At 38.6% G+C, this 11983-nt stretch carries 9 protein-coding genes; 2 read left to right on the forward strand and 7 right to left on the reverse strand.

Annotated elements, in window-relative coordinates:
• Positions 1 to 135 precede the first annotated feature (135 nt).
• From FZF09_RS22430 to FZF09_RS22455, 7 genes are all read right to left on the reverse strand, one after another.
• Positions 136 to 831: a metal-dependent hydrolase gene (locus FZF09_RS22430; RefSeq protein ID WP_158738752.1), complete on the reverse strand. Its 696-nt coding sequence runs from the start codon at positions 829 to 831 to the stop codon at positions 136 to 138.
• A gap of 702 nt (positions 832 to 1533) precedes the next feature.
• Positions 1534 to 1632 (reverse strand): putative holin-like toxin, encoded by a 99-nt coding sequence (locus FZF09_RS23440; protein WP_370514525.1) that lies wholly within the window; start codon positions 1630 to 1632, stop codon positions 1534 to 1536.
• 368 nt (positions 1633 to 2000) lie between these two features.
• On the reverse strand, positions 2001 to 2768 hold the full coding sequence (locus FZF09_RS22435) for a DeoR/GlpR family DNA-binding transcription regulator (RefSeq protein ID WP_158738753.1): 768 nt from the start codon (positions 2766 to 2768) through the stop codon (positions 2001 to 2003).
• 29 nt (positions 2769 to 2797) lie between these two features.
• Positions 2798 to 4711, reverse strand: a complete 1914-nt coding sequence (locus FZF09_RS22440) for a TRAP transporter permease (RefSeq protein WP_158738754.1) — start codon at positions 4709 to 4711, stop codon at positions 2798 to 2800.
• Between the two features lie 88 nt (positions 4712 to 4799).
• Positions 4800 to 5840, reverse strand: coding sequence for a TAXI family TRAP transporter solute-binding subunit (locus FZF09_RS22445; RefSeq protein WP_158738755.1), 1041 nt, complete (start codon positions 5838 to 5840; stop codon positions 4800 to 4802).
• 42 nt (positions 5841 to 5882) lie between these two features.
• Positions 5883 to 9122: a glycerophosphodiester phosphodiesterase family protein gene (locus tag FZF09_RS22450; protein WP_158738756.1), complete on the reverse strand. Its 3240-nt coding sequence runs from the start codon at positions 9120 to 9122 to the stop codon at positions 5883 to 5885.
• A gap of 163 nt (positions 9123 to 9285) precedes the next feature.
• Positions 9286 to 10188: a metallophosphoesterase gene (locus FZF09_RS22455; protein ID WP_158738757.1), complete on the reverse strand. Its 903-nt coding sequence runs from the start codon at positions 10186 to 10188 to the stop codon at positions 9286 to 9288.
• A 491-nt stretch (positions 10189 to 10679) separates the two neighbouring features.
• On the opposite strand from FZF09_RS22455, the gene FZF09_RS22460 reads away from it, so the two are divergent.
• Both FZF09_RS22460 and FZF09_RS22465 read left to right on the forward strand, forming a co-directional pair.
• Positions 10680 to 10817 (forward strand): helix-turn-helix domain-containing protein, encoded by a 138-nt coding sequence (locus tag FZF09_RS22460; RefSeq protein WP_255450623.1) that lies wholly within the window; start codon positions 10680 to 10682, stop codon positions 10815 to 10817.
• A 336-nt stretch (positions 10818 to 11153) separates the two neighbouring features.
• Complete coding sequence (locus FZF09_RS22465) at positions 11154 to 11558, forward strand: YhfM domain-containing protein (RefSeq protein ID WP_158738759.1); 405 nt, start codon at positions 11154 to 11156, stop codon at positions 11556 to 11558.
• Positions 11559 to 11983: the final 425 nt, after the last annotated feature.

Below are 11983 nucleotides of genomic sequence, written 5' to 3' on the forward strand. Positions count from 1 at the left end.
AAGTATGTTCAAAATATACTGAGTTATTCAACAATACTAATGAAATAGCAGTATAAAAAAGTTCAAGACCGCTGGGAGACATGTAACAGACGCTCTTCCTTATTAAAGAAAAGCGCCCGTTTGCAGAATACTACATTAGTTTACTATTCTTTTAGTTTCAATAAAAATTTCTTGGTTTAAAACAGGAGAATACCCGCTATACCAAACTTCATCTGTTCTTACCTGGAATGACCACTGTAAAGGGCTTTCTCCTGGATAAGTTAGTAATATATTAATATTTTCCCTTTGATATTGATTTTCTAATGCTTGTTCAAGTTGAATCTTCGAGACTACTAATCCCGCTAGATATAATGTGACAACAAGAACTCCAGTTAAAATGAACCTCTTTCCTTTCGAATTAAAAATCCCGACAGACAATGCAAAAAGCAGTACAAATATAATGACAGCATCCATGCTATGAACAATATGGAACTCAAACTCTTCTTTTGCAAATGGATAGAGAAAAGCTACTCCGTTCCCTATGTAGTCGATAAGAATATGTCCTACAAACACAGTTAAGGAAAATATGGACCATAATTTCTTGAAAGAAATATCTTTCGTGAGCCATCGAAATAGAATAGCAAACAACAAACCAAAAACGAAGACAAACCAAATCGAATGTCCCAATAAATCACCAAAGAATTTCGTAACATCTGGCGAAATAGCAGCCGCTCCACCAAAAAACATTATGACGAAACGTTTTGATTTAGTTCTATCATCCTCGTTTATTAATATGAATGATATACTTGCACCTACCAAAAAATGAAGTAATGTATGTATGATATATCCCATATTGCACCTCTGACATTCCAATCTACCATAATTATTTCAAACCTTCGTTATTTACACAATAAGCTACTCCACAATCATGGCCCGATTGCGGTACAACCTTATCTTACTATTATCTAAGAAAACCCTTAGACAAATTACATCCAAAGGGGAAAACTTTATTTTAAACGGTACATCTTTTTTACAAACGGTACGATTTTATTTTAATCTTACAGTAAGCCTTTTTTGTTTTATTTGCTTCTAACCTTTTTCTTGCAATCTTCTCAACTTCTATTTTGCACTAAACCATTGTTTCAGATGAATTTAATCTCATAACAATTTTTAATGATAAAGTTGTTTCATTTTTGTTCGTCCTACGCACCCCTATCAGTTAGTAACGCAAAAAAAGTTGTTTAAAAAACGGTAGAATGCAGGCTTACGAATGCTGTTTTAAACAACTTTATTGTCTCTCACCAGACAAACTCTCCCCTAACAACCAACTAATCCGAATACCCGGTTTTTCTTTATAACTCAACTTTGTAAGTGTGGTTACTGCAAGTAACTTTACATTATTGAATAAGCTGTAGTATGATGAAGATAACAAACGCACACAATAAAAAAACCAGAGCAGTCTTGCTTCCCTGGTAAAACAGTAACAACCGCGTTAAGAACGGTTGGCTTTTAGGAAAAGTAATCCCATCGCCGTCGCCAAACATGCGGATGGGGTTACTTTTTTCGTTCAATAATCATGATTACAACCATGATCATTGTAAGAAGCAGCGATCCAAATCCTAGAATCACGTTAGCTACATCTGCTGTAATCATTATACGTTTCACCTCCCTTCGTCTTTGAATGACAAGGGGGGTTAACGTTTATCTGCTTCTATCATTTTGGTTTCACCCCCTTCCTGGCTGCCGATAATCGGCAACATGGAGGGTCAACCGCCCATCCTGCATATTTGTTACTGTTTGTCTTCTATTATACCATTTTGAAGGTATAGATGAAATAGTTTAGGGGAATGTATGTTCTGGTAATCTGTTAAGTTAAAAATATTTATAAAAAAATTGGACACTTATAGTATAACGCATCCGACAAATTTTGTGGTTTTCACAGTATTCCCGCTTCAAGATTTAGTTTAGGGGGCTGTAGTTTCATCTATATTCTTTTCCACTTACAAACAAACACTTTGATTTCATGCTAATGAAGCCCTTACCAAATGACAGGAATTTTGTTGTACCTTCTCCACAAAACTATCGGGAGCCTTTTCATCCGTAATGATATGAGAAAAGCTGTCCAGGTCCAGACCGAATAAAAAAGCGTATTGATTTATTTTTGAGGAATCAGCCAGCAAAATTAATTTTGAACTGATTTCTTTTAAAGTATAAGCAAGCTGCTGAGCGTCCATTTTAGCAAAATAGCATCCGGTCACATCCACTCCAATGCATGAAAAAATAGCTTTGTCAAAACGATACCCTTTTAATTCCTGAATTAATTTATGACCTGTCATTAATCCATCATCCTGATTCAATTCTCCTCCAACAATGTGAACCTTTAAATATTTCTTATCCATCAAATGCCGGGCTACTATAATTGAATTCGTCACTATTGTTAAACGTAAATCGTCGGGAATAAGATCCGCTAGAACCTGACATGTTGTTTTTCCATCAATAAAGACACTGTCGTCCTCTTCCAAGTATGATAAACATGCTTTCCCGATTGCTTCCTTTTCATTAGTCTGGATAGACCTCCGCTGATCGCTGGGTAAGTATCTTGTTGTTGTTTTCAATTTCTCTGCTCCGCCATGCACTCTTTTTATATATCCATCTTCATCCAGCAACCGCAAATCTCTTCTAATAGTTTCTTCTGATACTTGATATTTTTCAACTAAATAATCAACCGTCACGTTTCCTTCGCGATCCATTAACGTTAAAATTTCTGTTCTCCTAATCGATGCTTTCATATGCAGCTCCTTATTGCATTGTTTTCATTTTATTTTTCTACATTCAAGACATTAATAGGTGTGTCGTCTCGTCGTACCTTCCATTGAGCCAGCGTAACACCTAACAACATACCCATTCCAATAATATCTGTCACCAAAGAAGAGTAGATTAAAACAAGACTTGCCATCATCAAAATTACTCTTTCCCATATGGAACATGAACGCAGCAAATAGCCCAGCACACCACAACTCAAAGCAATACAACCTATCAGTGCTGTGAGTGCACCCCCAATCACTTGAATAATTGATCCTTCCAACATTAACAGTTCTGGGGAAAAAGCGAACATAAATGGAATAATATAAGCCGCCACCCCGATTTTAACCGCTGTGATCCCTACAGCATTCGGTTTATCTCCAGAGATTCCAGAAGCCGCAAAAGCACTGAGGGCTACGGGAGGAGTTATAGTGGAAAGCATTCCATAATAAAAAATAAATAAATGAGCTGCCAATACGGGCATACCTGAATCCACTAAAGCCGGAGCTACCAAAGAGGCAAGCAATACATAACAAGGAGCTGTCGGCAGCCCCATACCGAGTATGATAGAAGCGATCATCGTAATGATTAATAATAAAACAAAGCTTCCACCTGATAATGTTATTAGCACTGCGCTAATTTTAGGACCCAGGCCGGTAAGAGTAATAACGCCTATAATAATACCCGCTGCTGCACAAGCGACAGCCACGTTTAACACAAGCTTAGCCCCATTATCCAAGGTAGAAATGAGTGATTTCACATTTAACCGAGACTTTTTCTTCACACCACTAAGTATGGTAAGTAAAATGATACAGTAATATACTGAATATGTTGGAGAATAACGATTGAACAATAAGAAAATCAAAAGAGCTAAAGGAATCATAAGGTGAAAACCTTCAATGAATGTAGTCTTCAAGCTAGGTAATTCAGCTTTAGAAAGACCTTTCATTCCCTTTTTGACAGCTTCTAAATGGACCATTGAAAACAGAGCGCCATAATAAAGAATTGCCGGAATCAAAGCTGCTGTAATAATTTCATAATAAGGTACACCTGTAAAATCAGCCATAATAAAGGCGGCAGCTCCCATAACAGGCGGTAACAGCTGCCCTCCGGTAGAAGCAATAGCTTCAATTGCTCCTGAAAATCGCGATTCGTATCCAGTTCTTTTCATTAAAGGGATTGTAAAAGAACCAGTTGTTACGACATTAGAGACGGAAGCTCCAGTCACCGTCCCCATTATAGAACTACCAACTACTGATGCTTTCGCCGGACCACCGCGAAACCTTCCAGTCAAGCTAAAAGCGACATCCATAAAAGTTTTTCCCGCTCCGGTTTTATCCAAAAACACACTAAATATCACAAACATGGCAATAATTGTAGCGCTCGTCCCGAAAGGAGTGCTGAAAATACCGTTTGTAGTCAAATACAGATGATACGCTATACGCTCCGTATCATAACCCCTATGTTCTAATAACCCCGGCATATATGGTCCAATATAAGCATACAACAAAAAAACGACCCCGATTATAACCAAGGGAAAACCCATCGTCCGTCGTACCGCTTCAAGAATTAGTAAAACACCAGCTACAGCCAAAAACACCTCCCAGCTCTCCACATTCCCCGGACGTGAAATAATACTTTCATAGTTTACAACGATATAAGCCCCTACAATGAAACCGAGTACGCTGAAACACACATCATAATAGGGGAGTTTTGTCTGCAGTGTATGTTTTCTGGCTGGATAAAGCAAAAAAACAAGACATAAAACGAAGGCAAGATGGGTTCCGCGCTGCACTAGACTTGTCATAAGTCCAAACCCAGCTGTATAGAGATGAAATATGGACATCGCAAGGGCAATGGTTGTTATTATCCATAAAACAGGTCCTTTAAAAGTTCTCGTTTGCTGCTCTCCTAATACCTTGTCTTCCATGAACACACTCCCATCTTTTGGGTAATTGAAGCATCAGGAAGCAATGTAGCTTGCTTCCTGATGAAATAGATGTCTTATACTCAATAAATTATTGTTGCAAACTTTCTATCTCTTCCTGATATTTTTCCAGCGGCACTCCTTCTTCTTCATAATACCGCAGGGCGCCTGGGTGCAATGGTATAGCTAACTCATCCACGTTAAATGTTTCTTTATCTACATTTTCAAACATAGAATGAACCTTTTCTAATTCATCAGTATTTTCATATATTGTTTTTGTCATATCATACACCAAGTCTTCGTCTAATTCTTTTTGAGCTATAATAGAATGAGAGAAGCGGATCGTTTCGATATCTTCTTCTATCCCTTCATACGTACCTCCGGGAACAGTATCTTTCTGCTCATAAGGAAATTTTTCTAAATACTGATCCAACACATCTTCTTCGATTTGAACGAGACTTACATCCCGGGAACTAGATAAATCCAAAAAGGGCGCTACTCCCAGCGGACCAGTTTGTATCGCTGCATCAAGCTGACCATTCTGCATCATTTCCACTGCTTCACCAGTTGGAATATAAAATGGGTCAAGGTCATCTTCTTTAATACCAGCCATATCTAATAGTTGTTTTATGACAAACTGACTGGCACTGCCGTTCGCCCCCATCCCTACTCTTTTTCCTTTTAAGTCAGAAAGAGTCTCAATATCGCTTTCTCCCAGTGCAATAATTTGCGCATATGTTCTATAAAAAGACATGATCGAACGAATATTGTCTCCCTGTCCCTCGAAATCTCCTTCTCCATGTAAGCTTTCCAACGCTGTTCGAGAGTCAGTGATTGACATCTCCATATCCCCTTCTGTCACTCTAAGGGCGTTCTCTATAGCCCCTCCCGTTGTTTCTGCCGTTGCGGAAACATTGTCCAAGTTTTCATCAAGCACGGTGGAAATCCCGGAAGCGACTTGATAATAAGGTAATTCCACTGGGCTGCCTCCGATAGAAATGTACTGTGTTTCTTCATTGTTTCCCTCATCTGAACCTTCACTGCTGCTGGCTTCATTATTGTTCTCCGCCCCACAGCCGCTTATTACAATTGTAAGGAAAACGAGTAATAACCCTTTTAATAATTTTTTCATTTTCACGTACCTCCTAATAAATTTAGTTCTCTGACTCGTCCGTTAATTCTCAGACAAAGAGTCTATGAGAGCTTGAACGTTTAGTAATAAGATTTCTTTTGCATCTTCTGTCACGTGTTCTTCCATGGACTTCTTTTCTAGTTGTTGGATGAACTTTTCCAAAAATGAAACGGCCTTCTCTGTTGAGCCTTTATTGGAATGGTGTTCTGCTTGTTTTAAACTGTTGTTTAACTGGGGAACTAAAGGCCCTTTCACTTTCTCAGCTGAGTCGTATTCTTCCAGCAAGCTTCGTGTCACCTCAATACTCGGATCATCTGCCAAGACAGTTAATGTAATAGGAGTTGAATGCATACGCCATGTGTCTCGAAGCAAAGCAGGATCTCCATCTACCCTCTTATTAAATGGCTGGTACTCGTGATATAACTGGAGAGTTACCTTACCCTGTTGAAGAGCTTTCACATCTTGATTATTATCTATTTCAACAACCCCTTTATTGGGACCGATTGCCTTCCATCCACCCTCAACATTTTTTGTCTCTCCTGTCTTAGTAACAATACCAGCGTCTATATCATCCATTGAAATTGTTTGTCCTGCTTTTAAATAATGGTTATCTGAAACCGTGACAAAGGAATGTGGAACGTCGTCCATCCAATGAGGGTAATCATTAAGAATAGCGGTTGCCCCCTTTTCGACTGCCTTTAGAACATCCCATTTTGTATTGAGACCACCATGAATAAGCGGGATTCCTCGATGTTTGGCATAGCTGACTAATTCGGGAGTCATGGTTTCTGCTTTGGACTGCACAAACATTCCTGATTGGACACTCTCTGAAGCAATCTTTTCCGCATAGACAAACGGATTATGATCACCCGGCCCTCGTTCATGCCAAATGTTAGCTGTTCCGGCTGCTGGATTAAGCTTCTTGATTTTATTTACTGCTTTATGGTTGAAGCTGCTAAAATAAACATCAGGAAGCATATCAAAACTTTCGACAAGCTCTAATACTTTTTCTTCATTACCCTCTGATTTTAATTCAAGGTTAATAACAACATCCTCGTCTTGCGCGTATTCTAATAATTCTTTTAATGTCGGTATTTCGACGTCTGGATATTCATCCCATCCATTACTGGCTCTTAGACTTTTCAGTTCATTTAAAGTTAAATCCTCCACTTTTCCTGTTCCATTAGTAGTACCGTCGACCGTATAGTCATGAATAATAACAGGTACTCCATCCTTTGAAGTTTGGACGTCTGCTTCAATAACTTCCACACCCCTATCTACGGCTTTTTCAAAAGCTGGCATAGTATTCTCAGGCGCTAGTGTCATCATCCCACGATGAGCAATCATCACTGGCTGTTGACTCAAACTATCCGGGTTATCGTACTCCGCGAGCACGTCTGCAGCTTTTGAAGAATTCGTTGTTTCTATTCCTGCAACTCCCAGCTGAATCATTTGATGAACTTCATGTTCCGTATGGACGCCGTAACTCCAAACTGTGACATGACGATCCCTGAGGTGTTGAATTTTTTCTTTAGACAATGCTTGGTGCTCAATCATTGCCACAAATCCTGTACTTCGGCGAACATCGTTAACTATTTTCTCAAGTTCATTTTCATTAAGGGATGTTCCTTCAAACCTTACAGCTCCTTGATATTCTTCATTTTGCTTTCTCATTTCCTTTACTGTTTCAGAACTTTCTGAAACGATGAGGACATCCGATTTTTCGGCATCTTCTAATACTTCATGTACGGGTTCTATCAATTGATTCTCGTTGATTTCTATAACTGGAAGCATTTCCCCCTTTATCTTCTCAAGAGCCGTACGCAAACCCATATTTCGATTGAGCACTTCCATTTCTCCATCTTCATTCTTTCCAATTTTCAACAAGTAGGACGGAACATTAGAAGGCAATGTATCGGAATTATCTGCAGAGTCTATAAGGGTCGGCCCAGCTTCAATTGCTGTCTCCGGTTCATTTACCTGCAGAACGTTTTCTTTCCATTTTGCATCAGGTATCAGATCCGGTCTGCCATGTTCACCGAATAATAATGTTCCAGGAGTCGGAGAAGGTTGTTCTACAAAGTCTTCCGCTGAATTCGTTGTATCCCGCTCGCTGATACGTTCAAGAGAATGTCCTTGTGCCCTGACTCCCGGATGAGCCTTTATGCCGCGAAAAATACCTGCTTTATAAACAAATGCATCTTCTAAGTTTTTCTCATTGTCTAAAAGAAATATTTCATCCCCCGGGTTACCCATCAAATATTTGCCGCAACCCCAGTCACAATTTTCTTCCATATTGGGGACATCAGGATCTGTTTCTTCTAATTCAAACGTTGCCTTCACCCCATATAAATCTTCTACCTCTGTAGATTTTTTTGCGATAATCATTACTTCATAAGGTTCAATAATAGTATTTTCAGGGAATTGGAACATAGCTTCGTTTGAAGCTCCTCCTTCAACTACTTTGTCCCCAAAGTAATATCCTCCAATATCAAGCTTTTCACCAGAAATGTTAGTAATTTCTACATATTCTCCATTCTCCTCATCGAAGAGTGGTGTATATACTGCTTCTGTAATGAGCAGCTCATTATTTTTTTGTACTGTTGTTTTCTCATTGGGAAGCTGACGTTGATCTGCATCAAAATCAATACTCGGATCACCAGTTTTGTCAACACGGTGAATAGATTCCCCATTTCCATCTGCTCTAGCATTAACGGCATTGTAAGCCACGTCTCGATAATTGATATCTTTTATGTACGGAACAAAGTCAACAATCTCGTTATCAGGATTCATCAATAAAACTTGATCCCCTCCATTAGCTAACAAAACAGTTCCTGTAGACCAATCTGTCGTGAGCATATCTGGTGTTTCAGGATCATCCTCCATTTTGTTAGGCCCTGTCCATGGGAATTCAAAGTCCGGCACTGCTCCATATACCTCTTTAAAAATATGTCCTGAATGTGCTATAAATATTTCTTGGTCAGGTTCTATGACTGTGCCTTCTGGAAAAGCAGCCATTCCCTGGCCTTTTCCTTCATTAATACCATCTCCTATCATGTAACCACTGACGTCGACTTGCTTATTATCATAATTTTTTATTACAATGTACTCTTTCCCTCTGTCGCTGCCTGGTGTATCGTACATAATCTGAGAAATAAGAACCTTAGGAGTAGTTTCGGCCTCAACCTGAGCTTCAGTTGAAGAAAGAAATGAAAAAAGCCATAAAAGAAACATAAACCATACAACTGGTGCACTAATTTTTTTTCTAAAAGCAGGTGACACTTTTCGATCCCTCCTGTTAAATCTAACGAATAGTTACTATACTCTTAGATTAACAAAAGATTGTTGAACGATTGTTAACCGTTCGTTAATATTTATTAATTTTTAATCTTATTATTTTTTGAACAGTCATTTATAAGTTACTATACGTTTATATATGATACTGTTAAAGCAGATCAGACATTTGTACTCTATAACCTGACGCCTTCTCATAAGTATTGTTGGCGGGATGAAAAACGGCACATTCTATCTCCTGTTCATTAGAAAAAAAGTTAAAAATACAATAACGTCCTTCTCCCCCTCTTCTTGTTTTTTGCCAATTTTGAAATGATTGAAATACCGGGTTACCTTGATCGCCAAAATCCATTCGATAGCTAATGTTTCGGGGAACATGGTGACCGGAAAACACTGCAAGCACATTTTTATGTTTGCGGATACATTTATTCCATATTTCTTCGCCATCATTAGCTCCAATGGCTCCACTATAATCTCTAGGATGATGGGTATCTCCTTCTTTGGTTCTCTCTCCATTTATGTACATGAACGTGTGTGTTAATACAATCACTTTCCGTTCCGAATTCTCTTTTATTATTTGATCAGCCCAAGCCAGCACATCATCTCTTGGCCCAAACTCCAATATTAGAATAAGAAAAGAGCGTCCCGCAGCTTCAAAAGTAACAAACATATTCTCCGCATGCCCTTGTTCATATACACCGCCAAACCAGGTTTTATCACGGTAAAGTGCCGGGCCGAAATAATGATTGAACATGGTTATCTGGCGGTTTTCTTTTAATAAATTGTCGTAATCGTGATTACCGGGAGAAATAACATACGGAATTTCTGCATCACTTAACTTTCTCATCTCAGAAGCTGCTATCTCGTATTCTTTTTCTTCCTGTGCCCCGGAATTTACAATATCCCCTACATGAAGAACAAATGGGATGTGTAGTTGGGCAGCACTTTTGATTATCTTTTCATTCATACTGCGTAGATACTCCGGATACTCTCCTGGTAGATATTGAGTATCCGGTATGATAATAAGAGATAAATAAGGTTGTTTAGTTTCCATTTGTTTTCCTCCCGTTGTATTATTATTCCAGCTGCTCTCAAAAATCACTCATCCGTTTTACGTACAATCAATGAGCCAGTGGTTGTCTGTATAGTTCCACTTATAGTCATCGTATTTTATTAATGTTGAATTTTCTTTAATATCTATTAAACATATTGTAAAAGTTACTGATTTTTGACTATTTTCTATTCATTGATGTGTATTTTATACGAAAATCACTTTCTATAATGACCAAACAGTAACAATTACAAAAACCCTAGAGCTCTAAAAGAAACATCCTGCAGCACCGTTCGAGTGACCTTATATAATGTTTAACTGGAAAAACACATTCTATGTCTTTTGTAAAAGTAATCGACAATTTGGGAAGTGTTTTTCTTTATGGTTAAAAAGATATTATCCAGGAGAAGTAAAATAAGAAGTGATTCAATGGAAGTTTTCTAAAGCATGGAGCAATAAACAGATCGTGGAGAAGTTCAGGATTAAAAACAAAACTGGAGGTTGTGGAAGCTTGTAAAGATCGATTTACAACGATAGACATCTGTCGATTCTTTGAAATTTCAAGCTCCACTTATTACCGATGGAGAGCAGGCGCGAATCAAGAAATGCCGGAATTACATCAATTAATCTAAGAATGATCCTAAGAATCATCATTGTAATAGAAAAGGTAGTAAATGACAGGTGATATTACAAAAATGTACGACCTTTTTCAAAATTTAATTGCCACAGCCCTGTTGATTAAAGGACTATGGCAGCAACTGGGGCTATTCAATTTATTGCAGAGGAATTTTTTCTATCGTGGTTATGATGAGGGGGAGAGATACGACTCCTACTGTCGACAATCATCGTGTTATACCCGCTATCATTTCCGAAAACATATAATCTCAAGCATTAAATTGAAATAATACCGGGACCACTTGAAATATGATATGTTATAAAACAGAAATTGGTTTAAAGGAGAACGCATAATGAGATATATGTCATTAGGAGCAGCGGGACTGCTGCTTGCATTTCTGACCGGTTGTTTCTCTGCTTTTGGTATCAATTCTTCCGCGGTGACTTCTATCGTCATCTCGGAGTTTGATTCTTTTGGAAGCATCGAAGGAGAAGAAATCACTACCTTAGAGGAGAAAGAAGAGATTGAAGCTTTCATCAATGCCATCGGGGCAGCCACGGAGCAGCAGGGGGCTGTTGATATGAGCGCCGGAGATATAGACGCCCGGATCAACATAGAAGAGGATAAGGAAGAAGGGTTTCATTTATGGCTGGATGAAGAGTCAGAGCAGGGCTCCATTATGAAAGTCGATGAAACCTCTACCCTTTACTCCATCCCAAAACACGCTGCCGATGAGCTGAAAGAGCTGCTGCCTTAGGAAACATGAGAGGCGGCAGGTCCCTTTGCCTCCCCTTTTCCCGATAATCCTTAACAAAATAAGACGGCGTTTTAAATACATTCATCTCCTTCTAGATTCTTTTTATGCTTATATCGTTCCGTCCCCTTTGTCATTATTAGACCATCAAAACCAATTGTAAGTTTCCATGCATATTTTTTGGGGTACCCAACGGGGGCAATCTAATTATAGTAGAAGGAGTTTTAAATATATGATGTTTGTTTCAATTATAACGTCCCTTGTTATTGGGCTTGTTGGGATTATTGTTATCACTAGGCTTCTGGGGAAAATGTGTACTGACAATAAAGTTGTTTAATTATGAAATCAATAATACGCATTGAGGCTGGGACAAAACCCAGTAATTAAAAAGAGTGGTCCTCGCCAATACGTTGGTGAGGACCACTCTT

This window comes from Alteribacillus sp. YIM 98480 (genome assembly GCF_009765375.1).
Taxonomy (GTDB): Bacteria; Bacillota; Bacilli; order Bacillales; family Marinococcaceae; genus Alteribacillus.

What these genes read in the sequence shown, in the direction of transcription:
- FZF09_RS22430 (WP_158738752.1), bottom strand. Translation starts at nt 831, where the DNA reads ATGGGATATATCATACATACATTACTTCATTTTTTGGTAGGTGCAAGT.
- FZF09_RS23440 (WP_370514525.1), bottom strand. Translation starts at nt 1,632, where the DNA reads ATGATTACAGCAGATGTAGCTAACGTGATTCTAGGATTTGGATCGCTG.
- FZF09_RS22435 (WP_158738753.1), bottom strand. Translation starts at nt 2,768, where the DNA reads ATGAAAGCATCGATTAGGAGAACAGAAATTTTAACGTTAATGGATCGC.
- FZF09_RS22440 (WP_158738754.1), bottom strand. Translation starts at nt 4,711, where the DNA reads ATGGAAGACAAGGTATTAGGAGAGCAGCAAACGAGAACTTTTAAAGGA.
- FZF09_RS22445 (WP_158738755.1), bottom strand. Translation starts at nt 5,840, where the DNA reads ATGAAAAAATTATTAAAAGGGTTATTACTCGTTTTCCTTACAATTGTA.
- FZF09_RS22455 (WP_158738757.1), bottom strand. Translation starts at nt 10,188, where the DNA reads ATGGAAACTAAACAACCTTATTTATCTCTTATTATCATACCGGATACT.
- FZF09_RS22465 (WP_158738759.1), top strand. Translation starts at nt 11,154, where the DNA reads ATGAGATATATGTCATTAGGAGCAGCGGGACTGCTGCTTGCATTTCTG.